This window comes from Bradyrhizobium sp. Pa8, from assembly GCF_052588265.1.
The window spans coordinates 8161412-8185563 of record NZ_CP176767.1; the positions used below are offsets into that span (position 1 = coordinate 8161412).

22 protein-coding genes are annotated in these 24152 nt (G+C 65.2%); 18 read left to right on the plus strand and 4 right to left on the minus strand.

Annotated features, from left to right (window positions below):
• The first annotated feature begins 26 nt into the window (after window positions 1–26).
• Together ACKWRH_RS38670 and ACKWRH_RS38675 are read left to right on the plus strand one after the other, a co-directional pair.
• Window positions 27–614, plus strand: a complete 588-nt coding sequence (locus ACKWRH_RS38670) for a phage holin family protein (protein WP_445217819.1) — start codon at window positions 27–29, stop codon at window positions 612–614.
• Window position 615: 1 nt separating this feature from the next.
• A complete protein-coding gene (locus tag ACKWRH_RS38675) occupies window positions 616–1746 on the plus strand; it encodes a YihY/virulence factor BrkB family protein (RefSeq protein ID WP_445217820.1) in 1131 nt (376 codons plus the stop codon).
• 49 nt (window positions 1747–1795) lie between these two features.
• On the opposite strand, the gene ACKWRH_RS38680 is transcribed toward ACKWRH_RS38675, so the two are convergent.
• Window positions 1796–2635, minus strand: a complete 840-nt coding sequence (locus ACKWRH_RS38680; protein ID WP_445217821.1) for a class I SAM-dependent methyltransferase — start codon at window positions 2633–2635, stop codon at window positions 1796–1798.
• A 120-nt stretch (window positions 2636–2755) separates the two neighbouring features.
• Here ACKWRH_RS38680 and ACKWRH_RS38685 point away from each other — a divergent pair, with 120 nt between their 5' ends.
• The 3 genes from ACKWRH_RS38685 to ACKWRH_RS38695 all read left to right on the plus strand — a co-directional run bounded on the left by ACKWRH_RS38685 (window position 2756) and on the right by ACKWRH_RS38695 (window position 6906).
• Window positions 2756–4318: a winged helix-turn-helix domain-containing tetratricopeptide repeat protein gene (locus tag ACKWRH_RS38685; RefSeq protein WP_445217822.1), complete on the plus strand. Its 1563-nt coding sequence runs from the start codon at window positions 2756–2758 to the stop codon at window positions 4316–4318.
• Between the two features lie 230 nt (window positions 4319–4548).
• Entirely contained in the window at window positions 4549–6036 is a 1488-nt protein-coding gene (locus ACKWRH_RS38690; protein ID WP_445217823.1) for an EAL domain-containing protein, read from the plus strand.
• Window positions 6037–6051: 15 nt separating this feature from the next.
• Window positions 6052–6906, plus strand: coding sequence for a TIGR01459 family HAD-type hydrolase (locus ACKWRH_RS38695; RefSeq protein ID WP_014491965.1), 855 nt, complete (start codon window positions 6052–6054; stop codon window positions 6904–6906).
• Window positions 6907–7121: 215 nt separating this feature from the next.
• Here the strand turns inward: ACKWRH_RS38695 and ACKWRH_RS38700 are convergent, their stop codons facing one another.
• Complete coding sequence (locus ACKWRH_RS38700) at window positions 7122–7517, minus strand: response regulator (protein ID WP_007596883.1); 396 nt, start codon at window positions 7515–7517, stop codon at window positions 7122–7124.
• A gap of 233 nt (window positions 7518–7750) precedes the next feature.
• Between ACKWRH_RS38700 and ACKWRH_RS38705 the strand changes: the two genes are divergently transcribed.
• The 8 genes from ACKWRH_RS38705 (at window position 7751) to ACKWRH_RS38740 (ending at window position 17878) form a co-directional block, all read left to right on the plus strand.
• Entirely contained in the window at window positions 7751–8722 is a 972-nt protein-coding gene (locus tag ACKWRH_RS38705; RefSeq protein ID WP_445217824.1) for a bifunctional riboflavin kinase/FAD synthetase, read from the plus strand.
• Between the two features lie 218 nt (window positions 8723–8940).
• Entirely contained in the window at window positions 8941–11940 is a 3000-nt protein-coding gene (gene ileS, locus ACKWRH_RS38710; protein WP_445217825.1) for an isoleucine--tRNA ligase, read from the plus strand.
• 9 nt (window positions 11941–11949) lie between these two features.
• On the plus strand, window positions 11950–12444 hold the full coding sequence (gene lspA, locus ACKWRH_RS38715) for a signal peptidase II (RefSeq protein WP_445217826.1): 495 nt from the start codon (window positions 11950–11952) through the stop codon (window positions 12442–12444).
• A gap of 106 nt (window positions 12445–12550) precedes the next feature.
• Complete coding sequence (locus tag ACKWRH_RS38720; RefSeq protein ID WP_445222553.1) at window positions 12551–13273, plus strand: hypothetical protein; 723 nt, start codon at window positions 12551–12553, stop codon at window positions 13271–13273.
• Between the two features lie 202 nt (window positions 13274–13475).
• Window positions 13476–14867: a M16 family metallopeptidase gene (locus tag ACKWRH_RS38725; protein WP_445217827.1), complete on the plus strand. Its 1392-nt coding sequence runs from the start codon at window positions 13476–13478 to the stop codon at window positions 14865–14867.
• A complete protein-coding gene (locus ACKWRH_RS38730; protein ID WP_445217828.1) occupies window positions 14864–16231 on the plus strand; it encodes a M16 family metallopeptidase in 1368 nt (455 codons plus the stop codon). The genes ACKWRH_RS38725 and ACKWRH_RS38730 overlap by 4 nt, the downstream gene beginning before the upstream one ends.
• A 117-nt stretch (window positions 16232–16348) precedes the next feature.
• Window positions 16349–16768, plus strand: a complete 420-nt coding sequence (gene arfB / locus ACKWRH_RS38735; RefSeq protein ID WP_445217829.1) for an alternative ribosome rescue aminoacyl-tRNA hydrolase ArfB — start codon at window positions 16349–16351, stop codon at window positions 16766–16768.
• Between the two features lie 161 nt (window positions 16769–16929).
• Window positions 16930–17878, plus strand: a protein-coding gene (locus ACKWRH_RS38740) for an IS630 family transposase (RefSeq protein WP_445215585.1) whose coding sequence is annotated in 2 segments (ribosomal slippage) — window positions 16930–17265 and window positions 17267–17878 — 948 coding nt in all. Because the reading frame shifts where the segments join, the coding sequence is not laid out codon by codon here.
• A 6-nt stretch (window positions 17879–17884) separates the two neighbouring features.
• On the opposite strand, the gene ACKWRH_RS38745 is transcribed toward ACKWRH_RS38740, so the two are convergent.
• Window positions 17885–18190: a hypothetical protein gene (locus tag ACKWRH_RS38745; RefSeq protein ID WP_445217830.1), complete on the minus strand. Its 306-nt coding sequence runs from the start codon at window positions 18188–18190 to the stop codon at window positions 17885–17887.
• Window positions 18191–18493: 303 nt separating this feature from the next.
• Here ACKWRH_RS38745 and ACKWRH_RS38750 point away from each other — a divergent pair, with 303 nt between their 5' ends.
• Genes ACKWRH_RS38750 through ACKWRH_RS38765 form a run of 4 tightly spaced genes read left to right on the plus strand, consistent with a single transcriptional unit; the run spans window position 18494 to window position 21468 of the window.
• On the plus strand, window positions 18494–18880 hold the full coding sequence (locus tag ACKWRH_RS38750; protein WP_445222554.1) for a c-type cytochrome: 387 nt from the start codon (window positions 18494–18496) through the stop codon (window positions 18878–18880).
• The gene (locus tag ACKWRH_RS38755; protein ID WP_445217831.1) at window positions 18881–19276 is read left to right on the plus strand and encodes a VOC family protein; all 396 of its coding nucleotides are present in this window, start codon (window positions 18881–18883) and stop codon (window positions 19274–19276) included.
• A 45-nt stretch (window positions 19277–19321) separates the two neighbouring features.
• Complete coding sequence (locus tag ACKWRH_RS38760) at window positions 19322–19870, plus strand: gluconate 2-dehydrogenase subunit 3 family protein (RefSeq protein WP_445217832.1); 549 nt, start codon at window positions 19322–19324, stop codon at window positions 19868–19870.
• Between the two features lie 29 nt (window positions 19871–19899).
• Entirely contained in the window at window positions 19900–21468 is a 1569-nt protein-coding gene (locus ACKWRH_RS38765; protein ID WP_445217833.1) for a GMC family oxidoreductase, read from the plus strand.
• Between the two features lie 248 nt (window positions 21469–21716).
• Here the strand turns inward: ACKWRH_RS38765 and ACKWRH_RS38770 are convergent, their stop codons facing one another.
• Entirely contained in the window at window positions 21717–22034 is a 318-nt protein-coding gene (locus tag ACKWRH_RS38770) for a ribbon-helix-helix domain-containing protein (RefSeq protein ID WP_445217834.1), read from the minus strand.
• A 241-nt stretch (window positions 22035–22275) separates the two neighbouring features.
• On the opposite strand from ACKWRH_RS38770, the gene mutL reads away from it, so the two are divergent.
• Entirely contained in the window at window positions 22276–24090 is a 1815-nt protein-coding gene (gene mutL / locus ACKWRH_RS38775; RefSeq protein ID WP_445217835.1) for a DNA mismatch repair endonuclease MutL, read from the plus strand.
• Window positions 24091–24152 lie beyond the last annotated feature (62 nt).

Sequence of the window (24152 nt, forward strand, 5' to 3'; positions counted from 1 at the left end):
ATTTTTCGTTCTCGGAGGATGTCCGCATGCTCGCGCCATCGGGCGAATTGCTGCGCGCCGGCATGGCGCTCAAGATCAATCATCTCAAGCGCGCCGCGCGATCGTACTTGCGCGACCGCACCAATCAGGCCACGGGCCGCGCGACGTCCTATGCGGTCGCGGCAGGACTGTTTGCAGTGGCCGGGCTGTTCCTGATCGCCACCCTCTTTGTCGGCCTGATGGCCCTTTATCGTTGGGTCGCGATCACCCACGGACAATTCTGGGGCTTTGGTGCCGTCGCGGCCATACTCCTGGTGCTGGGCGTATCCTGCGCCGGCGTGGCTCTGGCCCAAATGAAGCGTCGGGACAAGCCGATCGTGCCGCTTGCCAGCCGCATGCGTGTTGCGATCGCCACCCCGCGGATCCCGCGCGGAACGGTCAAGCAGGCGGTGAAAGAGGTCGCAACGACGATTCCGCTGGTGCCGCACGCACCGGGCGAACGTGGCCGTGGCGGCAGTGCCGTGTCGGCTCGGACCAACCGGCCCGTGCAGCTGGGTCTGATGCTCGCAGCCGTCGGGCTGTTGGGCTTCACGGCCGCACGCCGGCGCCGGCACGGCCACAGATTGGACGCTTGAAATGCGCGCGCGGCACACCGAGCACCTCGACAGTTGGTTGCTGGTCGCCGCCACCGCCGTCTTCGTGCTGTCTGCGGAACGCTACTTTCAGGAGTCCGGCCCGATCGGGTCAGGGCCTCCGCAAAACCATCGCAACAATGAAGCAAGTTCGCCGGAAACGAGCCCGGCCGGCGCGGCGATGCAGCCCGGCCACGGCCGGCGCGCGAAAACCCCTTTCGCGATCCCGTGGGCGGGCTGGAAGGACATCTTCTGGCGCACCTATCAGCGCATCGACGACGATCGCCTGCTCGCGACCGCGGGCGGCGTCGTCTTCTTCGGGCTGCTCGCGATCTTTCCCGCCGTGACCGCGCTGGTCTCATCCTACGGACTGTTCGCCGATCCCTCGACGATCAGTTCCAACCTGCATTCGCTCGCGATGATGCTGCCCGAGGGCGCGTTCCAGATCGTCGAGGACCAGGTCGCGCGCGTGGTGTCCCACGGCAATACCGCCCTGGGTGTCACCTTCCTGTTTGGCCTCTTGCTCGCAATCTGGAGCGCCAATGCGGGCGTCAAAGCCATCTTCGATGCCCTCAACGTCGCCTATGAGGAGCGCGAAAAGCGCAGCTTCATCCGGCTGAACACGGTGTCGTTGGCTTTCACGGTCGGCGGCATCGCAGCGCTGCTGCTGATGGTGGGCACCGTGGTCGCCTTCCCGCTCGCGCTCAACCATCTCGGCATCGCGCCCGAGAGCAAGCTGATCGTCGCTCTCGCGCGATGGCCGGTGCTGTTCGTCATCCTGCTGGCGGCGCTTGCCGTCCTCTACCGTTTCGCACCGAGCCGCGACGCGCCGCGCTGGCAATGGCTGAGCCTCGGCGCCGTGACGGCCGCCATCCTCTGGATCGCCGGCTCGGCGCTCCTGTCCTGGTATCTCTCGGAATTCGCCAATTACAACGCGACCTACGGCTCGCTCGGCGCGGCGATCGGCTTGATGATGTGGATGTGGATGTCGGCGATCGCCATCATGTTCGGGGCCGAGCTGAACTCGGAGATCGAGCGGCAGACCCTTCGGGATACGACCACCGGGCCGCCCAAGCCGCTCGGCACCCGCGAGGCCGTCTCGGCCGACACGGTCGGCGCCGCCGCGCCATCCTGATTGCCGGCGGTCAGGCCGGGGCTCGGCCTGACCGGATCACGACAGCAATTCAGCGCTTGCTGATCACTGCCTCCAGATACTCGCTGTGCACCACCACCGTACCGTCGTCGGCACGGTTGAACTCGCCGAGCAGCGCCATGAGATCGCGCCGCAGCGCGGCCTGGCCGGTCTCCTCCAGCGCCGCGAACGCCTTCAGCATCGGCCCGTAATAGGACTTGAAAACCTCGAGCCAATGCTCCGGCGAGCGATAGCGGAAGACGAACATCCTGGGCTCGGCGGCGATCTCGGAGGCCTGGCCACCAAACATCTCTTCGAGCCGCCCCGGGGTGCCCCACAAGGCCGGCGACTTCACGCCCGCCGGCGGCGGCACATGCTTGCCGATGGTCTTGAAGAGCTGGCCGATGAAGCCCTGGGGCGTCCAGTTGGCGAGGCCGATCTTGCCGCCGGACTTGCAGACCCGCGCGAGCTCGGACGCCGCCTTGTCCTGATCCGGCGTGAACATGACGCCGAAGGTCGAGAGCACGACGTCGTAGCTGGCATCCGCAAACGGCAGCGCTTCGGCATCCGCTTCACGGAATTCGACGATCAGATGCTCCGCCGCGGCCCGTTCACGTCCCCGCTTGAGCAACGCGGGAACATAATCGGTCGATGTGACGTCGCACCAGCGCCGCGCGGCGGCCAGCGTCGCATTGCCGTTGCCGGCGGCGACATCAAGCACCTTGCTGCCGGCGCGCAAGTCGAGCGCCTCGCAGAGCTGCTCGCCGACGATCTGCAAGGTGGTGCCGACAATGGCATAGTCGCCGGATGACCAGGCGCCGTGCTGGCGCTGCTTGACGGCGGCGAGATCGGGTTGGGCGATGGCCGGCTTGAGCGCGGCGGTTGTCGACATGGCAATTCTCCTGCGGTTGAAAACGCCGGGACGATAGGGCGCATGCGGCTCGCTGGCCTTGAGAGCGGCGTTATTTTACGCTGAGAACACCTTGATTTCCCCGCGCGAGCCGAGGGCGGCGTGACATTTCATTTCGAGGATTTCGTGCTCGACCCCGAGCGCCGCGAATTGCGGCGGACAGAGACGCTCGTCGCGCTCGAGCCCCAGGTGTTCGATCTCCTGCTTTATCTGGTCCGCAACCGCGAGCGCGTGGTGACGCGGGATAATCTGCTCGACGCGATCTGGAACGGCCGCGTCGTCTCGGAATCGACGCTGACCAGCCGGATCAACGCGGCGCGGCGCGCGGTCAATGACAATGGCGAAGAGCAGCGGCTGATCCGCACCGTCGCGCGCAAAGGCGTGCGGTTCGTCGGCGAAGTGACCGAACGCTCCGCCGCGGCCTCATCGTCGACACCGGGCAAGCCGCCCAGCGCAACACCGACGGAATTGCCACTGCCCGATCGTCCCGCCATTGCCGTCCTGCCCTTCACCAACATGAGCGGCGAGGCCGAGCAGGATTATTTCTCCGACGGCATCAGCGAGGACATCATCACCGCGCTGTCGAAGCTGCGCTGGTTCTTCGTGATCGCGCGCAACTCCTCTTTTATCTACAAGGGCCGCACGGTTCACCTGCGGCAGGTCGCCGAGGAGCTCGGCGTGCGCTATGTCATCGAGGGCGGCGTCCGCAAGGAGGGCGATCGCGTCCGCATCACCGCGCAGCTCAACGATGTCGCCACCGGCAGCCATCTCTGGGCCGAACGCTACGACCGCGAGCTCGCCGACGTCTTCGCCGTACAGGACGAGATCACCGAACGCATCGTCGCCGCGATCGAGCCGCAGCTCTACGCCGCGGAGAATTTTCGCGCCGAGCGCAAGCCGCCCGACAGCCTGGACGCTTGGGACCTTCTGATGCGCGCCCTCTCCCATTACTGGCGCGTGACGCAGCAGGACCACGTCGCGGCGCGAGCCCTGCTCGAAAAGGCCATCGCGCTCGACCCGAACTACGGCAAGGCGCTCGGGCTGCTCGGCACCAGCTACATGTTCACGGCGCATATGGGCTGGATGGAGATGGCTGCGGCGCTGCCGGTGGCCGAGCGCGCGGCGCGGGCCGCGATCCGCGCCGACGACCAGGATGCCTGGGCGCATAATGCGCTCGGCCATGTCGATCTGTTCGCACGCCGGTTCGAGGATTCGCTTGCCGAATTCGAGACCGCGCTGCGGCTCAATCCGAACTTTGCGCTGGCGCAGGGCTATTATGGCCTGACGCTCAGCTATTGCGGCCGCTGGCGGGATGCCGACGACGCCGCGCGGCGGGCGATCCGCCTCAGCCCGCGCGACCCCTATGCACCCGTCTATTTCGGCATCGCCGCCTTTGCCCGCTTCCTCGGCAGGGACTATGCGGAAGCGATCCGGCTCGCACAGGAGGCCCTGCGCCAGCGCAGTGACTTCGTCGGCGGGCACCGGGTGCTGACCGCGGCCGCGGCCATGGCCGGGCAGACCGAGACCGCCCGCGCGGCGCTGAAGGAACTCCAGCGTGCCCAGCCCAACGTCTCGCTCGCCTGGATCGCCGAGTTCATGCCGATCAAACTCGCCGCCGACCGCGAGCACTACCTCGAAGCCTTTCGCCGGGCCGGCCTGACCTAGACTGTCCGGGCATGATCTCCGCGCAAGCGCGTTCCGCGTTTGTCGCGAGGGAAAACCGCTGCACACGTTTCCGGATCGTGCTCCGGCGCCCCGAACAGGCCGCTATCCCCTCGAATCAACAATGATGTTAAGGTCGCTTGGCTTGGGGGAGCATGAGGCGTGACGGGTTCGCACACTGACCCGTGTTTTCCCGGATGAGGTAGTCAGCTCTTTGAGGCGTAACGCGCGGCATGATTCGCATTTCGACGATCTTCATCGCCATCTGCATGGTTCTGGTCGCGGCCTCGCTCGGGCTTGTCCTCTACTCGGTCGCCGGCATCAGCGGAACCGAATCCGCCATCGTGGCGCTGACCGCGCTGACCTTCCTGATCCTCTACAACGCGGTTTCGATGCGGCTGCGCGACCGCAGTGACGTCGGCGGCCAGATCGCCGACCTCTCGCGCGGCACCGCCGACCTCGCCCGCCAGGTCGCCGAGTTCGGCCGCCGGCTCGCGGCGATGGAGGGGCGCATCGCCTCGGCCAATTCGACCAACTCCGACCGCATCCAGTCGGTGGTCGGCGAGATCAACGAGCTCGGCGGGCTGGTCAGGCAGCTCGCCACCACCGTGTCAGCCCATGAAGACCTCCTGGCCGGGGCCGCGCCGACACCCGCTACTGCTCCGGTCGCCCGGACAGAGCCGGAGGCGCCGCTCGACCTGATTGCGCCCTTCGAGGAGCGGTCGGCCCCCCCTCCGCCACCGCCCGCACCGCCGCCGCCGCCAACACCGGCGACCCAGACCCAGGGCGCCTTTCCGGTTCAGACGGCCAATGGCCGCAACCAGACCCAGTTACTGGCGACACTGCGCAACGCCATCGACGAGAACCGCATCGACATCTTCCTCCAGCCGATGGTGACGCTGCCGCAGCGCAAGGTTCGGTTCTACGAAGCCGTGACGCGCCTGCGCGACGAGCGCGACCAGCTGAGCGCCGCCGAGGAGTTCATCAGCATCGCCGAAGCCTCGGGTCTGATCGGACGCATCGACAACATGGTGATGCTGCGCTGTGTGCAGGTGCTGCGGCGCCTGATGGTGCGCAACAAGGATGTCGGCGTGTTCTGCAACGTCGCGGCCTCCACGCTCGGCAATTCCACGAGCTTCGCGCAGTGCCTCGACTTCCTCGAAGCCAACCGGGCGCTGGCGCCATCGCTGGTGCTGGAGTTCAAGCAGTCGACCTTCCGCAATCTCGGCCCGGCCGAGACCGAGAATCTGGCGGCGCTCGCCCAGCGCGGTTTCCGCTTCTCGATCGACCATGTCACAGACCTCAGGATCGAGCCGCGCGAGCTCGCCGATCGCGGCGTGCGCTTCATCAAGGTGCCGGCGTCCCTCCTGCTCGACCCCAGGCAGGCCTCGACCTCGGACATCCACCCTTCCGATCTCTCCGACCTGCTCGGCCGCTTCGGCATCGACCTGATCGCCGAACGGATCGAGGGCGAGCGCGCGGTGGTCGATTTGCTCGACTATGACGTGCGGTTCGGTCAGGGGTTCCTGTTCGCGCCGCCCCGCCCATTGCGGCCTGAGGGGGCATCTGCTACCGGCGGGGCCTCGCCGAACCCGGCACAGGAAATTCAGGGATCCAATGGCTCCGCTTCTCCCAGCCAAGGTACGACATCTGGCGCGACGTCTTCAGCGCCTCCAGCCCCACGTATCACCGGCAACGCGGCGCTCGCGCGCCGGATCTGATCGGCCGCACGCATCATGACCACGCTGCATTTCGCCGAAAGCCTGCGCGAGCTCGTAGGCGGCGTTGACGTTGTGCTCAGCGACATCTGGGGCGTGGTCCACAACGGCCTGGAATCCTTCCCCGAGGCCTGCGAGGCGCTGCACACCTATCGCAGCCGTGGCGGCACGGTGATCCTGATCACCAATGCCCCGCGCCCGGCCGACTCCGTCCAACGGCAATTGCGCAAGCTCGGCGTCGCGGACGAGACCTATGACGCGATCGTCTCGTCGGGCGACCTGACGCGGCTCTATGTCGCCGAGCATCCCGGCCGCAAGATGTTCTGGCTCGGACCCGAGCGCGACAACTCGATCTATCGCGGCCTCGATGCGACGACCGCGCCGCTGGAAGAAGCCGACTACATCGTCTGCACCGGCCTCTATGACGACGAGACCGAGACGGCGGAAGACTATCGCGGCATGATGCTGAAGGCGCGCGAGCGCAAGCTGACGCTGGTCTGCGCCAACCCTGATATCGTGGTGGAACGCGGCGACCGGCTGATCTATTGCGCCGGCGCGATCGCGGAACTGTATCGTGAACTCGGCGGCGAGGTGATCTTCTACGGCAAGCCGCATCGCCCGATCTACGAGCGCGCGATGATGCTCGCCGGCGAGCGCCAGGGTCATATGATCGACCGGAAGAAGGTGCTGGCAATCGGCGATTCCGTCCGCACCGACCTCACCGGCGCGCGCGAATTCGGCATCGACTGCCTGTTCGTCACCCGTGGCATCCATGCCGAGGAGTTCGAGGGCCTCGACCAGCTCGACCCGAAATCGGTGATGGAGTTGTTCGGCCACCCGCCCAAGGCGCTGATGCGCGAATTGAAGTGGTGATGGTGGAGCCCACGCAGGTTCTGCGGGCTTAGACCAATTGCTTAGACCTAAATGCCGTCATGGCCGGGCTCAGCCGTCCGAAGGACGGCGTCGCTTCCGCTCGCCTACGCCCCGGCCATCCACGTCTTCATTTGCAGGATCCAAGAACGTGGATGCCCGGGACAAGCCCGGGCATGACGATCTCTTTAGAGAGCTGCTATGCGGTCAGGCGGCGCTTACGCGCTCGCCATGTCCGGGAAGACCGCTTCGATCTTGGTCTTCAGCGTCGCCGCGTTGAACGGCTTGACGATGTAGTTGTTCACGCCGGCCTTCTTGGCCGCGATCACGTTCTCGGTCTTCGATTCCGCGGTGATCATGATGAAAGGCGTGGTGGCGAGGTTCGGATCCGCGCGCACTTCACGCAGCAGGTCGTAACCCGTCATCGGCTCCATGTTCCAATCGGAAATCACGAGCCCGTACTTCTTGCCACGCATCTTGTTCAGCGCCGCCGAACCGTCGCTTGCATCATCGATATTCTCGAAGCCAAGCTGCTTCAGGAGATTCCTGATGATACGGATCATGGTGCTGTAGTCATCAACCACCAGAACCGACATCGACAAATCAACCGCCATCTCGACTCCCCCAACGCAAACCCAGGAAATATTACGATCGGACCCGCCGGGGCCGGAGCCCCGCTGTTCCACATTTCAAGGACTAGCACCAAGGCGTTAAACAGCGCGTTAACTGGGGACGCCTCCGAAGGACTGAAATCACGTTCAATGCGACCGCTCCCCCTGCCGCTTGACTTCGTCCGGCCGGTCAAGCCACGGTCCGGACCGGTCCTGCCGCTTCGAGAATTCCCCTGATGGTCCCGCATTTTACCGTTATCCGCGACACAACGCCGGATTCCGCGATTTTGCGGGGCGCCGTGGTCGCCATGGGCAATTTTGACGGCGTTCATCTCGGCCATCGCGCGGTGATCGCAGCGGCGCTGGAAATGGGCCGGGCGCATGGCCGCCCTGCGCTGGCATTGACCTTCGAGCCGCATCCGCGCCGGTTTTTCAGCCCGAACACCCCGCAATTCCGCCTGACGGACGAGCGGGCCAAGCTGCGGCTTTTGGCCGGCACCGGGCTCGCCGGCGCCGTAGTCATGACCTTCGACAAGGCCAGGGCCGGGACCAGCGCGCAAGACTTCATTCACCATGACCTGATCGGGCGCCTCGGCGTCAGCGGCATCGCGGTCGGCTACGACTTTCATTTCGGCAAGGGTCGCGTCGGCTCGCCGAGCCTCCTGGTGAACGAGGCGCCCCGGCTCGGCATCGAGGTCGACGTGCAGGCCCATGTCGACATCGACGAGCGGCCGGTCTCCTCCAGCGCCATCCGGATCGCGCTCGCCGAGGGCCTCATCGACGAGGCCACCACCATGCTGGGCGCGCCCTGGTTCATCACCGGCGAGGTGATCCACGGCGAGAAGCGCGGCCGCGACCTCGGCTATCCCACCGCCAACATCCGCCTCGATGCCAATTGCGGCCTCAAGCACGGCATCTATGCGGTGCGGGTCGGCCGCGGCGCCGAGCGGCTGGACGGGGTGGCAAGCTTCGGCCGCCGTCCGACCTTTGATAATGGCGCGCCGCTGCTGGAAATCTTCCTGTTCGACTTCAAGGGCGACCTCTACGGACAAGCGCTCGACTGCGCCTTCGTCGGCTTCATCCGCGAGGAGCTGAAATTCGACAGCCTGGAGGCCCTGATCCGCCAGATGGACGACGATTCCGCCCGCGCCCGCGCCGTGCTGGCCGCCGCCCCGGACGCGTTTCCGCGGCTTGGCGTGATCGATTGAGGCCCAAATCCGGCCCACCGAACCTTTTGCGCTTCTACCTTTTGCGCTTCCCTTGGCCCCCTGCTATGGAGAGCCCATGTTTGCGCGGCGCATCATAGGGATTAGCGGCCCGGCTTCCGCCTGAGCCTGAAGGCTCGGCGCAAGACCGGGATTCTGTCGTTTCACCCCGCGATTCCAGTCGCTATCCGTTTCCGCGCCCTTCCGAGCCAGTCAGCCCCATGTCCGAAAAGCCGCAAAAGTCCGACGCCAAAGACTATTCCAAGACCCTTTATTTGCCGCAGACGGATTTCCCGATGCGCGCCGGCCTGCCGCAGCGCGAGCCGGAACTGCTGAAGTATTGGAACGACATCGGCCTCTACGACAAGCTGCGCCGGGAAGCCCAGGGCCGCGCCAAATTCGTGCTGCATGACGGCCCGCCCTACGCCAACGGCAACATCCATATCGGGCACGCGCTGAACAAGATCCTCAAGGACGTCGTGACCAAGAGCCAGCAGATGCTCGGCTTCGACTCCAATTACGTGCCGGGCTGGGACTGCCACGGCCTGCCGATCGAATGGAAGATCGAGGAGGAGAACTACCGCAAGAAGGGCAAGCAGAAGCCCGATTTCCGCGACTCCGCCGCGATGGTGGCGTTCCGCAAGGAATGCCGCGCCTATGCGACGCACTGGATCAACGTGCAGCGCGAGGAGTTCAAGCGGCTCGGCATCATCGGCGACTGGGATCATCCCTATCAGACGATGAGCTATCCGGCCGAAGCGCAGATCGCCCGGGAGCTGATGAAGTTCGCGGCCAACGGCACGCTGTATCGCGGCTCCAAGCCGGTGATGTGGAGCGTGGTCGAGAAGACCGCGCTTGCGGAAGCCGAGGTCGAGTACGAGGACTACACCTCCGACATCGTGTGGGTGAAGTTTCCCGTCACGTCACCGGCACATGGCGCACTCGCCAGTGCCTCCGTCGTGATCTGGACCACCACGCCCTGGACGCTGCCCGGCAACCGCGCGATCTCGTTCTCGCCGAAAATCGCCTACGGCCTCTATAAGGTGACGGATGCGCCCGCCGACAACTGGGCCAAGACCGGCGATCTCCTGATCCTGGCCGACGCGCTCGCCGCAGAAGTGTTCAAGCAGGCGCGCGTCACGTCCTACGAGAAGGTGCGCGACATTCCCGGCGATACGCTGGATGCCGTCGAATGTGCCCATCCCTTGCGCGGATTCGGCGGCGGTTACGAGTTCATCGTGCCGCTGCTCGCCGGCGATCACGTTACCGACGATACCGGCACCGGCTTCGTGCACACCGCACCCGGCCACGGCCGCGAGGACTTCGATGTCTGGATGGCGAATGCACGCGAGCTCGATGCGCGCGGCATCCCGACCGCGATCCCCTACACCGTCGATGAGAACGGGGCCTTCACCGATCATGCGCCGGGCTTCACCGGAAAACGCGTGATCAACGACAAGGGTGAGAGGGGCGATGCCAACGAGGCCGTGATCAAGGCGCTGATCGAGGGCGGCAAGCTGCTCGCCCGCGGCCGCCTCAAGCACCAATATCCGCACTCCTGGCGCTCGAAGAAGCCGGTGATCTTCCGCAACACGCCGCAGTGGTTCATCGCGATGGACAAGGACATCAGCGATGACGGCCATGCGAAGAAGGGCGACACGCTGCGCGCCCGCGCGCTGCATGCGATCTCGGTCACGCAATGGGTGCCTCCGGCGGGCGAGAACCGCATCAACGGCATGATCGCCAATCGTCCGGACTGGGTGATCTCGCGCCAGCGCGCCTGGGGCGTGCCGATCGCCGTGTTCGTGCGCGAGAAGAGCGACGGCTCGGCCGAGATCCTGCAGGACGAGATCGTCAACCAGCGCATCGCCGAAGCCTTCATGGAGGAAGGCGCCGACGCCTGGTACATGGACGGCGCCCGCGAACGCTTCCTTAGGGAACGCGCGAGCGAGGACTGGAAGAAGGTCGACGATATCTGCGACGTCTGGTTCGATTCAGGCTCCACGCATGCCTTCGTGCTCGAGGATCGCCAGAACTTCCCGCAGCTCGGCAACATCGTCCGCAAAATCGACGGCGGCAACGACACCGTGATGTATCTGGAAGGCAGCGACCAGCATCGCGGCTGGTTTCATTCCTCGCTGCTGGAAAGCGCAGGCACGCGGGGCCGCGCGCCCTACGACATCGTGCTCACCCACGGCTTCACGCTCGACGAGAACGGCCGCAAGATGTCGAAATCGCTCGGCAACACCGTCGAGCCGCAGAAGGTGATCAAGGATTCGGGCGCGGACATCCTGCGCCTGTGGGTCTGCGCCACCGACTATGCCGACGACCAGCGCATCGGCCCGGAGATCCTGAAGAACACCATCGAGACCTATCGCAAGCTGCGCAATTCGATCCGCTGGATGCTCGGTACGCTGCATCACTTCAAGGCGAGCGAGAAGGTCGCCTATGCCGAGATGCCCGAGCTCGAGCGGCTGATGCTGCACGAATTGGCCGGCCATGCCGAGACCGTTCGCAAGGCCTATGCCGCCTTCGACTACAAGACCGTGGTCGCAAGCCTGGCAGCCTTCATGAACTCCGAGCTGTCGGCGTTCTATTTCGATATCCGCAAGGACACGCTCTATTGCGACCCGCCGTCCTCGGCGGCGCGCAAGGCCGCGCTCACCACGATCGACCTGTTGTGCGACGCGCTCCTGAAGTGGCTCGCGCCAATCCTGAGCTTCACGACCGATGAAGCCTGGCGCATGTTCCGGCCGAACGCGGAGCCTTCCGTCCATCTGACCCTGTTTCCCGAAGGCATCGAGAAGCTCCGCGACGACAAGCTCGCCGCGAAGTGGGAGACCATCCGCAACGTCCGCCGCGTCGTCACCGGCGCGCTGGAGCTCGAACGCGCCGCCAAGAACATCGGCTCGTCGCTGGAGGCCTCGCCGGTGATCTATGTCGCCGACAGGGACATGATGATGACGCTGTTCGACGTCGATCTCGCCGAGGTCTGCATCACCTCGAACTACGAAGTGCGTGAGGGCGAGGCGCCGGCGAGCGCGTTCCGGCTTGATGCGGTGCCCGGCGTCGCGGTCGTGGTCGAGAAAGCGGTCGGCACCAAATGCGCCCGCTCCTGGAAGATCTCGCCCACGGTCGGTGAAGACCCTGAATACCCCGACGTCACCCCGCGCGACGCCCAGGCGCTGCGCGAATGGAAGGCGCTGGGGGTGGGGGTCTGATCCCCGGCCATGACCCCGCTTCGCGCCGGCATCCTCGCGGCAATGGTCACGCTGGTGGCCGACCAGGCCTCAAAGCTTTGGCTCCTGAACGTGTTCGACCTCGCCCGCCGTGGCGTGGTGAAGGTGACGCCGTTCTTCGATCTGGTGCTGGCCTGGAACATCGGGATCAGCTTCGGCTGGCTCCAGAACGACGGCCAGTCGGCGCAGATCGCGCTGATGGCGGTCAAGGTCGTCGCCGTAGTCGCGCTGGCGATCTGGATGGCCCGCTCGCACACCCTGCTCGCCACGATCGCGCTCGGGTTGATCATCGGCGGCGCGATCGGCAACGGCATCGACCGCTTCGCCTACGGCGCGGTGGTCGATTTCGCCCTGTTCCACATCGAGATCGGCGGAAATACCTATAATTGGTATGTGTTTAACCTCGCTGACGTGGCCATCGTTGTCGGGGTGGCGGCGCTATTGTATGATTCCTTCCTGGGGGTACCCGCCGCAAAAGCGCCCTGATCCCGGCCGATACGGACCGGCAGGTGGAACCCTGCTTTTTGCGAGGATTGGCCGCGTGCGAGCGGCAAAGTGCAGCAATCTGCCACAATATGGAACAGGTACAGTGATGCGCAGCTCCGAGACCAGCGGTTCGATGGTTCGAGACCCCAAAGCGGGGTTCTGGCGGGCGTTGAAATTGTCCGCGGTCATGCTCGGCATCGGCCTCGTCATGACGGCAGGCCCGGTCCGTGCCGGTGACGACGACGATGATGATGACGGGATGACCTTCGAAGAGAAGATCATCGACAATCTGATGTCCGGCATCGGCGCCAAGAGCATGGAAAAGCCCGGCATCGAATACCGCGAGCGCTCCCCGCTGGTCGTGCCGCCCAAGCTGGACCTGCCGCCTCCCGCGACCCAGGCCAAGAATGCACCGAACTGGCCCAAGGACCCCGAGGAGAAGCGTCGCAAGGAAGCCATTGCCGCGCGGAAGAAGGCCACGAAGGCGACGGAGAGCTGGCAGGCCGCCCAGCCGCTGACGCCCGCAGAGATGAAGGCCGGCCAGACGGCCGCCCCCGAGCGCACCAGCAACGACCCGATTCAGCCGGGCACCAACAGCAACCCGTCGCTCAGTCCCACCGAACTCGGCTACGCCGGTGGTCTGTGGAACATGATGAAGGGCGGCAAAAGCTCCGAAGAGAAGCAATTCACCAGCGAACCGCCGCGTTCGTCGCTGGTCGAGCCGCCGCCGGGCTACCAGACCCCCTCGCCGAACTACGCCTACGGTGCCGGGCCGGACAAGACGCGCCGGACCTATTTCGACATCATGTCGGGCAAGGAAAAGGAATAGCGTTCCTGTCCCACTGCGACATCCGGACAGGCGCATCCTGGCATCGGCGGTTTATGCACGCCGGGCGCCGTCTGCAAATTGCTAATCAGTAACTTGCCTACGCGTTGAGTTCTCTGCTTCGTGACGCGAAGCCTCAGCCGCACGGTGTAGCATGCCGTGCCTCCGAGCCGGATATCCGGGCTCGGCTTCCATAAGGATCATGATGTCCGCTTACCGATCGGCTGCCTGCCTCCTTGCCGCGCTGCTTTCGACGAGTGTCCTCTCAACCGGCGCCGCCCTCGCCCAGACCACGGTGACATCGGCTCCGCCCGCCAGCTTCACGCTCGGCAACGGCATGCAGGTCGTGGTGATCCCGGACCACCGCACGCCCGTGGTCACGGAGATGATCTGGTACAAGGTCGGCTCGGCCGACGAGACGCCCGGCAAGTCCGGGCTCGCCCACTTCCTCGAGCATCTGATGTTCAAGGGCACTTCGAAGCATCCGGTCGGCGAATTCTCCCAGACCGTGCTCCGCGTCGGCGGCAATGAGAACGCCTCGACCTCGGTCGACTACACCAACTACTACCAGCGCGTGCCGAAAGAGCAGTTGCCGACCATGATGGAGTTCGAGGCCGATCGCATGACCGGCCTGATCCTCAAGGACGAGAATGTGCTGCCCGAGCGCGACGTCGTGCTCGAAGAGTACAACATGCGGGTCGCCAACAATCCGGACGCGCGGCTCAACGAGCAGATCATGGCCGCGCTCTATCTCAACCATCCCTACGGCCGGCCGGTGATCGGCTGGCACCAGGAGATCGAGAAGCTCGACCGCGAGGATGCGCTCGCCTTCTATCGCCGCTTCTACGCGCCGAACAACGCGATCCTCGTGATCGCCGGCGACGTGGAAGCCGCCGACATCCGCCCGCTGGTCGAGCGGAATTTCGGCTCCATTCCGGCCCAGCCCGCGATCCCGGCGCGCCGTGTCCGCCCGCAGGAGCCGGAGCCGGCGGCGCCGCGCACGGTCACGCTGGCCGACCCGCGCGTCGAGCAGCCGAGCCTGCGCCGCTATTATCTGGTGCCCTCCGCGACCACGGCCGCGGCCGGCGAGAGCGCCGCCCTCGACGTGCTGGCGCAGCTGATGGGCAGCGGCAGCAATTCCTATCTCTACCGCGCGCTCGTGGTCGACAAGCCGCTCGCGGTCTCCGCCAGCGCCAGCTATTCGAGCATCTCGCTCGACCCGACCCAGTTCGCGATCTCGGCCTCACCGAAACCGGGCGTCAGCTTTGCCGATGTCGAGCAAGTGGTCGACGGCGTCATCGCCGACATCGCACAGAACCCGATCCGCGCCGAGGATCTCGAGCGGGTCAAGACCCAGCTCATTGCGGAAGCGATCTACGCCCAGGACAACCAGGCGGTGCTGGCGCGCTGGTATGGCGGCGCGCTGACCACGGGCCTCTCGATCGAGGACATCAGGAGCTGGCCCGACCGCATTCGCGCGGTCACCGCCGACCAGGTTCGCACTGTCGCGCAGAAATGGCTCGAGAAGAAGCGCTCGGTGACGGGCTATCTGATCAAGGACACCAATGCCGCCAAGCGCGAGGAGAAGCGTTCGTGACCTATCCCTTCCTTCGACGCGTTGCATTCTCGCTTGCCACCGGCGCGGCACTCGCGCTTGCTACGGTGTCGCCGTCACAGGCGGCTGCAAAGATCCAGCACCTGACTTCGCCGGGCGGCATCGAAGCCTGGTTCGTACAGGATGCGACCGTGCCGCTGATCGCCATGGAATATTCCTTTGCCGGCGGCTCGGCGCAGGATCCCAAGGACAAGTCCGGCGTCGCCAACCTGGTCGGCGACCTCCTCGACGAAGGCTCCGGCGATCTCGACTCCAAGACCTTCCATGAACGGCTCGACCGCCGCGCCATCGAGCTCTCCTTCAGCGCCACCCGCGATACGTTCCGCGGCAGCCTGCGGATGCTGCGCGACAACAAGGACGAAGCCTTCGACCTGCTCAGGAGCGCGCTGACCTCGCCGCATTTCGACACCGCCGACGTCGAGCGCATCCGCTCACAGGTGATCTCGGGCCTGCGCCGCGAGACCACCAATCCGTCGTCGCTGGCGAGCCGCAAATTCCTGGAGGTCGCGTTCGGCGACCATCCCTATGGCCGGCAGACCAATGGCACGCTGGACAGCGTGCCGACCATCACGGTCGCCGACATGAAGGATTATGTCGGCCGCGTGATTGCGAAGGACGGGCTGAAGATCGCGGTGGTCGGCGACGTCGATCCGGCGACGCTCGGCAAGCTGCTCGACCACACGTTCGGCAGCCTGCCCGCAAAGGCCAATCTTACGCCGGTCGCCGACGTCGAGGCGGCAAAACCGCCGCAGCGCGCCTTCGTGCCGCTCGACGTGCCGCAGACCGTCATCACCTTCGGCGGCCCCGGCGTGAAGCGCAGCGATCCGAACTTCATGGCCGCCTATGTCGTCAACCACATCCTGGGCGGCGGCGGACTGTCCTCGCGGCTCTATCGCGAGGTGCGCGAGAAGCGCGGGCTGGCTTATTCCGTGTTCGAATCGCTGCTCTGGATGGAACATTCGGCGGTCTTCATCGGCAACACCGGCACACGCGCCGACCGTGCCGGCGACACCATCGACGCCATCGACAAGGAAGTGCGCCGCATGGCCGAGGAGGGCCCGACGCAGAAGGAGCTCGACGAAGCCAAGTCCTACCTCAAGGGCTCGCAGATGCTGGCGCTGGATACCTCCTCAAAGCTCGCGCAGGCGCTGCTGCAATACCAGCAGGACAAGCTGCCGATCGACTATATCGAGAAGCGCAACGCCATCGTCGATGCGGTGACACTGAACGACGCCAAGGCGGCCGCCAAGCGCCTCTGGGGCCAGGGACTTCTGACCGTCGTCGTCGGCCGCGCGCCGCAGGCCGCCGCGCAGCCGGCGGCAGTGCCGGCGACGAAGTCGAACTGACGGTCCCCTGACGTCTCTGAAATGGCCGGGCTTGTCCCGGCCATTTGCGTTTCCAGGATGCGCCATTGCCGAACGTGGACGTCCGCGATATGTCCGGACATCACGAATGGTGCCATCATGCTGCGGATATCCCGCGATCTCGTCATCGACGAGGACGACATCGAGATCGGCTTCGTCCGCGCCTCCGGCCCGGGCGGGCAGAACGTCAACAAGGTCTCGACCTCGGCGCAGCTGCGCTTCGACACGCGCAAGCTGACCTTGCCGGAGGATGCGGCGATCCGGCTCGCCCGCATCGCCGGCCAGCGCATGACCAAGGACGGCGTGATCGTGATCCATGCCCAGCGCTTCCGCACCCAGGAGCGTAACCGCCAGGACGCCATCGACCGGCTCGTCGATATCCTGACCGAGGCAATGATACGACCGAAGCCGCGGCGCGCGACACGGCCGACCTTTGGCTCCAAGCAGCGCCGGCTCGACGGCAAGAAGCGCCGCAGCGACATCAAGGCAGGGCGGGGCGGCGGCCGCTTCGACGAATAGCAAGCAGACCCAGTCAAAAAACTCCGGCCGCAGGGCGACCGGAGTCTGCTTGCTTCACCCGGCGGGACTAGAGCCTTTCATTGCTTAATTGAATCGGAGGGGATTCCGGTTTTTGGCGGATTGTGATTCAAGATGCTGACTGGATTGGAGGCCAGCATCGCATGACCCGACCTCTTTCCCTGGATCTTCGCGAGCGTGTGGTGGCGTCGGTTTTGGCGGGCGAGAGCTGCCGGTCTGTGGCGGAACGGTTTGGTGTTGCGGTCTCGTCGGTTGTGAAGTGGTCACAGCGGCAGCGGGCGACCGGCTCGGTTGTGCCTGGCAAGATGGGCGGTCACCGCAAGCCTGTGCTTGATCCGCACCGCGCCTTCATCGTCGAGCGGATCACTCAGACGCCGCACCTGACGCTGCATGGTCTGAAGGCGGAACTGGCAACCCGTGGGGTCAAGGTCTCACACAACGCGGTCTGGCTGTTCCTGCGTCGGGAAGGGCTGCGGTTCAAAAAAAACACTGTTCGCCCTCGAACAGGCTCGCGCCGACGTCTCTCGTAGGCGCCAGCGTTGGCGATCCTGGCAGGCCGGACTTGATCCGGGCCGGCTCGTCTTCATCGATGAGACCTGGATCAAGACCAACATGGCCCCTTTGCGGGGCTGGGGCCCCAAAGGGGCACGCCTGCGCGGCTTCGCCCCACACGGTCACTGGCGTACCCTCACATTCCTCGGCGCGCTCCGTCATGACCAACTCACGGCACCCTGCGTCTTCGACGGCCCGATCAACGGCGAATGCTTCCGCGCTTATGTGAAGCACCTTCTCCTGCCAACCCTGCGCGAAGGCGACATCGTCATTCTCGACAATCTCGGAAGCCACAAGTCGAAAGCTGTCAGGCAGATGATCCAGGCTGCTGGCGCCAGGCTCTGGTACCTGCCGCCATACTCGCCCGACCTCAACCCGATCGAACAGGCCTTCTCCAAGATCAAACACTGGATGCGGCAAGCTCAGAAGCGCACCATCGAGGACACTTGGCGCCACATCGGTCACCTCGTCCACGACATCCAGCCTCGCGAATGCGCCAACTACTTCGCCAACGCCGGTTATGCTTCAGTCAAAATGTGAAACGCTCTAGTAGCGCTTGCTCGGGGCTGCACCGCCCGTCGCGGAATCGTCGGCGGTTCCCTTATGCGCAGCGCTACCGGTGGTGCCGACCGTGCCCTTGGTGCCTTTGGTCGACTTCATGCCCGTCTTCTCGCCCGCCACGCCCGGCTGAGCATTCATCTCCTCATCCCCGCTGCCCATGGTGCTGCCTTGCATCGGTTTGCCTTGCACGGTGCCGCCTGTCTTGGCGGGTGGCGCGCCTTGCGCGAGAACCGGCGTCGCAATGAGAGCCGATAGCGCGCATACGATCATCGAGGTCTTCACCAACTTCATCCATTTCTCCTGGATTTATCCGCGACGAATGGCTCGGCTGCATCCTGCGCCGCTCACCTGCACCGGGTCATTGCATCGCGTAGAGAGTTCAAGCGGCGCGGTTGTCATGCAATGCGCATGGTGTGGTGATCGTTTAGGGATTTGACGGCGGTTTCGCGGAATTGTGCTCCGCATATAAGGCATTGCGGAACACACGCGGCCACCAGCGTCTCCGCGCGCAGCGAAACAGCCCGCTACTACCACCGCATCTTTGACGCCGCCTAGAGTTTGCGCACGTTGATGTGGATGGGCGGATTCTTGGCGATGCGCGCAGTCGTGCTGGGATTGTGCACCGCGATGGTGCTGGTGGTGCGGGTTGCCGATGCGCAAATGCCCCTGCCCGCTGCGAAGCCACCGGATGGCGCGACACTGTTCAAGCAGCAATGCGCGGTGTGCCACACGACAAGCCTGTCAGAACCGACGCGGCAAGGCCCCCCGCTGGTCAAGACCGTGGGGCGCCCCGCCGGCAAGGTCGAGGGTTTTCACTATTCGGAGGGCCTCGCGAAAGCGGACTTCGTCTGGGACGAGGCCAGGCTCGATGCCTGGCTGGCCAACCCGCAGGCCGTCGTTCCCGGCGTGACCATGGTCTACCGGCAGGCCAAGCCGGAGACGCGCGCCGCCATCATCACCTACCTGAAGGAGCTGAACTGAATGGCAAAGCCCGTTCATTCCATGATCCGCGTGCTCGACGAGGCCCGCTCGCTCGACTTCTACAAGCACGCCTTCGGCTTGGAGGTCGCCGACCATCTGAAATTTTCGGACTTTGCCCTGATCTATCTGCGTCATCCCTCCTCACCTTTCGAGCTCGAGCTGACGGTGAATTTCGATCGCAAGGAGCCGTACCAGCTCGGCGACGGCTATGGACATATCGCCGTGGTGGTCGAGGATCTCGATGCCGAACATGCCCGCTTCGAGCGCGAGAAGCTCGCACCGGGACCGCTGCGCGACTTCAAGCACGACGGCAAGACGCTGGCGCGCTTCTTCTTCGTCAGCGATCCCGATGGCTACAAGATCGAGGTGATCCAGCGAGGGGGTCGTTTCGGCTGATCAAAATCACAAAAATCGAAATCACAAAATCTACGGAGGAATGCCATGAGAGAAGTCGATCGTCGAAGCAAGCACAGCCGCCGCGTCTTTCTCAAGGGCGCGGCGACCGCCGTTCCGGTCGTCGCTGTCGCGACCAGCGTCGCCGTCAGCATCGAGGACGCCTGGGCCGATGATGCCAGCACGCTTTCGCCCGCAACGATGAAGACGCTACTGAAGGTTGCGCGCGACATCTATCCGCACGACGTCCTCGGCGACAGCTACTACATCACGGCGATCAAGCCGTGGGACGGCAAGGCGGCCAAGGACCCCGCCGTCAAATTGCTGATCAGCGACGGCATCACGCGGCTCGATCAGAACGCGCGGGATCGCCACAAGGTGGCTTACGCCGAAGTACCATGGGAAGCCGACCGCGTGGTGCTGCTCAAGGAGATCGAGCAGAGCGACTTCTTCCAGAAGGTGCGCGGCGACCTCGTCGTGTCGCTCTACAACCAGAAAGAGGTCTGGCCGCGGTTCGGCTACGAAGGCTCCTCCGCCGAGCATGGCGGCTACATCAACCGCGGCTTTGCCGACATCGACTGGCTGCCGAAGGCTTAAGGCTCACCCAACGGTTCAGGAGAACGCATATGGCAAAATTCGATCTGAACGACTCCAGCGTTGTGGTGATCGTCGGCTCCGGTGCCGGCGGCGGCACGCTGGGCAACGAGCTCGCGCAGAAGGGCGTCAAGGTGGTCATTCTCGAAGCGGGTCCCCGCATCGAGAACCAGGACTTCGTCAACGACGAGTGGGAGAGCTTTTCCCAGCTCGCCTGGACCGATGCCCGCACCACGTCGGGGACCTGGCGCGTCGCCAGGGATTTCTCGGGCCTTCCCGCCTGGATCGTCAAGGCGGTCGGCGGCTCGACCACACACTGGGCCGGCGCGTCGCTGCGCTTCGACGAGCACGAGTTCAAGGTGAAGAGCGCCTACGGCAACATTCCCGGCGCCAATTTGCTGGACTGGCCGGTGACGCTGGCCGAAATGGAGCCGTGGTACGCCAAGGCCGAGAACAAGATGGGCGTGACGCGCACCAACGGCATTCCCGGACTTCCCGGCAACAATAATTTCAAGGTGCTGGAGGCCGGCGCGAAGAAGCTCGGCTACAAGACCGTGCACACCGGCAACATGGCGATCAACAGCCAGCCGCGCGATGGCCGCGGCGCCTGCCAGCAGATCGGCTTCTGCTTCCAGGGCTGCAAATCCGGCGCGAAATGGTCGACGCTCTACACCGAGATCCCCAAGGGCGAGGCGACCGGCAATCTCGAAGTCCGGCCGAGCAGCATGGCGGTCAAGATCGAGCATGACGCCGGCGGCAAGGTGACCGGCGTGGTGTACGCCGACGAGAGTGGCGCGATGCAGCGCCAGAAGGCGCGCATCGTCGCGGTCGCCGGCAATTCGATCGAGAGCCCGCGGCTGCTCCTGAACAGTGCCTCGACCATCTTCCCCGACGGCCTCGGCAATTCATCGGGCCAGGTCGGCCGCAACTACATGCGGCACATGACCGGCAGCGTCTACGCCGTGTTCGAGAAGTCGGTGCACATGTATCGCGGCACCACCATGGCCGGCATCATCCGCGATGAAGCCGCCAACAATCCGAAACGCGGCTTTGTCGGCGGTTACGAGATGGAGACGCTGTCGATCGGCCTGCCGTTCATGGCGGCGTTCCTCAATCCCGGCGCCTGGGGCCGTCCGTTCACGGCGGCGCTCGACGGCTATCCGCGGATGGCCGGCATGTGGCTGGTCGGCGAGGACATGCCGCAGGAGACCAACCGCATCACGCTCGATCCCGTCGTGAAGGACAAGTTCGGCCAAGCGGTCGCGAGCGTGCATTTTGACGACCATCCCAACGACCTCGCGATGCGCGCACATGCCTACAAGCAGGGTGCGGCGGTCTACGACGCCGTCGGCGCCACCGTGACCTATCCGACGCCTCCCTATCCGAGCACGCACAATCTCGGCACCAACAGGATGAGCGAGAAGCCCCGGGATGGCGTGGTCAACAAGTTCGGGCAGAGCCACGACGTCAAGAATCTGTTCGTCTCGGACGGCAGCCAGTTCACCAGCGGCGCAGCCTGCAATCCGACACTGACCATCGTCGCGCTCGCGATCCGGCAGGCGGATTACATTGCGGGGGCGATGCAGAAAAAGGAGATTTGACGTCGGGCGTCATCGGCTCCGCATGGAGCACACCGCTCTCTCCCCGTCATTGCGAGCGAAGCGAAGCAATCCAGAATCCCACCGCGGTGACGGTCTGGATTGCTTCGTCGCAAGGGCTCCTCGCAATGACGGCGGAGAGAGTATCGTAGCCCGGATGGGGAGCGAAGCGTAATCCGGGGTGCTCGCGGGTGAGCTGAATCCCGGATTCCGCTTCGCTTCATCCGGGCTACGCGCTTTTGTCGGGATAGCTACTCGGCCGCATCGAGGATGGGCGCGACGGTTGCCTTGAACTCCTGCACCGGCACCATGCTCCGGGAGCGGTAGATCAGGCAGGAGCAGCGCAGCAGCGAGGCGAAATTATTGACCTCGCCGTGATGGTCGAGCACCTCGTTGTAGAGCGTGGTCAGGAATTTTCCGACGCTCATGTTCTCCTTGGCCGCGATCTCCTCCAGCGTGTCCCAGAACGCCATTTCCAGCCGGATCGAGGTGCAGTGCCCGCCGATCCGCAACGAGCGGGTCTGGGATTCGTAGTTGCGTTGGGGCTGGTGCGCGAAGAAATTGCACATGGCGTCCTCCCGTCCTGTTGCCATTTTTTCACGATGCTACACCGCTGCCCGGCCCCCCACAATCATGACCGCAGCAGGGCAACCGCTCCGTCCTGGTTGCGCAATTTTCTCGAACGTCCAATCCCTTCAATGTGATAGGCATCCCTCTTCCCCAGGCCGCCACACGGCTGTTGCCCAACACATGCTTTTGACGCAACACGGCCTAGAATAGCGCCGTCTGCGAATCCAGATCGAAAGCCCCATGCCCGTCCGCCAGCTGCCAGAGCAAGTCGTCAACCGCATCGCCGCCGGCGAGGTGGTCGAGCGCCCGGCGAGCGTGGTCAAGGAACTGGTCGAGAACGCCATCGATGCCGGCGCGAGCCGGATCGACGTCTTCACCGATGGCGGCGGCCGGCGGCGGATCGGTATCACCGACGACGGCGGCGGCATGACCGCGAAGGACCTCGCGCTCGCGGTCGAACGCCATGCCACGTCAAAGCTCGACGACGAGGATCTGCTCCAGATCCGCACGCTCGGGTTCCGCGGCGAGGCGCTGCCCTCGATCGGCTCCGTCGCGCGTCTCTCGATCACGACGCGGCATGCGAGCGAACCACATGCCTGGGCGCTGTCAGTCGAGGGCGGCGACAAATCCGAGACCATGCCGGCGGCGCTGGCGCATGGCACGCGCGTCGAGGTCAACGACCTCTTCTATGCAACGCCCGCGCGGCTGAAATTCCTGAAGACCGATCGCACCGAGGCGGAGGCGATCCGCGAGGTGGTCAGGCGCCTCGCAATGGCGCGGCCCGACGTCGCCTTCACGCTCGCGGGCGAGGAACGCGCCCCGGTGACCTGGACCGCCGCGCTGCCCGGCGCCGCCGGACGGCTGACGCGGCTCGGCGATATCCTCGGTGCAGAATTCCGCAGCCACGCCATCGAGGTCCATGCCGAGCGCGAGGGCGTCGTCGTCGCCGGCTATGCCGCGGCGCCGGCGCTGACCAAGGCCAATGCGCTCGGGCAATATCTCTTCGTCAACGGCCGTCCCGTGCGCGACAAGCTGATCCTCGGCGCCGTGCGCGGGGCCTATGCCGACTATCTGCCGCGCGACCGCCATCCGGTGCTGGCGTTGTTCGTCACGCTCGATCCGCGCGAGGTCGATGCCAATGTGCATCCGGCCAAGACCGAGGTGCGCTTCCGCAATGCCGGCCTCGTGCGCGCGCTGATCGTGCACGGATTGAAGGAAGCGCTCGCGCGCGAGGGCCAGCGCACGGCCGCCAACAGTGGCGAGAGCGCGTTGTCCTCGTTCCGGCCCGCCTTCACGCCGCCGAGGCCTGCGAGCTGGGACTGGCGCGCCTCGCCATCCGCCCCGGTCGCGCCGATGCCGTCGTTCGACGGATCCGCTGCGCCCGTCTTCGCCGAGCGCGCACAGGCGGCGTTCGATGTCGGCTCGCCCAGTGCGGACGTGCGGATCGAGACGCAGCCGGTGGCCGATCTCGTCGACCGCCCGCTTGGTGCTGCGCGCACGCAGATCCACGAGACCTACATCGTCTCGCAAACCCGCGACGGCCTCATCATCGTCGACCAGCACGCCGCGCACGAGCGCATCGTCTACGAGCGGCTGAAGGCCTCGCTCGCCGCCAACGGCGTGCAGCGGCAGATCCTCCTGATCCCCGAGATCGTCGAGATGGACGAGGCGACGGTGGAGCGCCTGCTCGAGCGCAGCGAGGAGCTTGCGTCATTTGGGCTGGCGATCGAATCCTTCGGCCCCGGCGCGGTCGCGGTGCGCGAGACGCCGTCGCTGCTCGGCAAGACCAACGCAGGCGGGCTGCTCCGCGATCTCTCCGAGCATATGGCCGAATGGGACGAGGCGCTGCCGCTGGAGCGCCGCCTGATGCACGTCGCCGCGACCATGGCCTGCCACGGCTCGGTGCGCGCCGGCCGCCGGCTGCGGCCCGAGGAGATGAACGCGCTGCTCCGCGAGATGGAGGACACCCCGAACTCCGGCCAGTGCAATCACGGCCGGCCGACCTATGTCGAGCTGAAGCTGAGCGACGTGGAGAAGCTGTTCGGACGGCGGTGAACTGACGCTCTTGTAGGGTGGGTTAGCGAAGCGTAACCCACCACGGTCTTCCTCCGCGCAAG

Excerpts from the sequence above, each read along its gene's own strand:
- ACKWRH_RS38670 (WP_445217819.1), top strand. The coding sequence starts at position 27 with ATGCTCGCGCCATCGGGCGAATTGCTGCGCGCCGGCATGGCGCTCAAG.
- ACKWRH_RS38675 (WP_445217820.1), top strand. The coding sequence starts at position 616 with ATGCGCGCGCGGCACACCGAGCACCTCGACAGTTGGTTGCTGGTCGCC.
- ACKWRH_RS38680 (WP_445217821.1), bottom strand. The coding sequence starts at position 2,635 with ATGTCGACAACCGCCGCGCTCAAGCCGGCCATCGCCCAACCCGATCTC.
- ACKWRH_RS38690 (WP_445217823.1), top strand. The coding sequence starts at position 4,549 with ATGATTCGCATTTCGACGATCTTCATCGCCATCTGCATGGTTCTGGTC.
- ACKWRH_RS38695 (WP_014491965.1), top strand. The coding sequence starts at position 6,052 with ATGACCACGCTGCATTTCGCCGAAAGCCTGCGCGAGCTCGTAGGCGGC.
- ACKWRH_RS38700 (WP_007596883.1), bottom strand. The coding sequence starts at position 7,517 with ATGGCGGTTGATTTGTCGATGTCGGTTCTGGTGGTTGATGACTACAGC.
- ACKWRH_RS38705 (WP_445217824.1), top strand. The coding sequence starts at position 7,751 with ATGGTCCCGCATTTTACCGTTATCCGCGACACAACGCCGGATTCCGCG.
- ileS (WP_445217825.1), top strand. The coding sequence starts at position 8,941 with ATGTCCGAAAAGCCGCAAAAGTCCGACGCCAAAGACTATTCCAAGACC.
- lspA (WP_445217826.1), top strand. The coding sequence starts at position 11,950 with ATGACCCCGCTTCGCGCCGGCATCCTCGCGGCAATGGTCACGCTGGTG.
- ACKWRH_RS38720 (WP_445222553.1), top strand. The coding sequence starts at position 12,551 with ATGCGCAGCTCCGAGACCAGCGGTTCGATGGTTCGAGACCCCAAAGCG.
- ACKWRH_RS38725 (WP_445217827.1), top strand. The coding sequence starts at position 13,476 with ATGTCCGCTTACCGATCGGCTGCCTGCCTCCTTGCCGCGCTGCTTTCG.
- arfB (WP_445217829.1), top strand. The coding sequence starts at position 16,349 with ATGCTGCGGATATCCCGCGATCTCGTCATCGACGAGGACGACATCGAG.
- ACKWRH_RS38745 (WP_445217830.1), bottom strand. The coding sequence starts at position 18,190 with ATGAAGTTGGTGAAGACCTCGATGATCGTATGCGCGCTATCGGCTCTC.
- ACKWRH_RS38750 (WP_445222554.1), top strand. The coding sequence starts at position 18,494 with ATGCGCGCAGTCGTGCTGGGATTGTGCACCGCGATGGTGCTGGTGGTG.
- ACKWRH_RS38755 (WP_445217831.1), top strand. The coding sequence starts at position 18,881 with ATGGCAAAGCCCGTTCATTCCATGATCCGCGTGCTCGACGAGGCCCGC.
- ACKWRH_RS38760 (WP_445217832.1), top strand. The coding sequence starts at position 19,322 with ATGAGAGAAGTCGATCGTCGAAGCAAGCACAGCCGCCGCGTCTTTCTC.
- ACKWRH_RS38765 (WP_445217833.1), top strand. The coding sequence starts at position 19,900 with ATGGCAAAATTCGATCTGAACGACTCCAGCGTTGTGGTGATCGTCGGC.
- ACKWRH_RS38770 (WP_445217834.1), bottom strand. The coding sequence starts at position 22,034 with ATGTGCAATTTCTTCGCGCACCAGCCCCAACGCAACTACGAATCCCAG.
- mutL (WP_445217835.1), top strand. The coding sequence starts at position 22,276 with ATGCCCGTCCGCCAGCTGCCAGAGCAAGTCGTCAACCGCATCGCCGCC.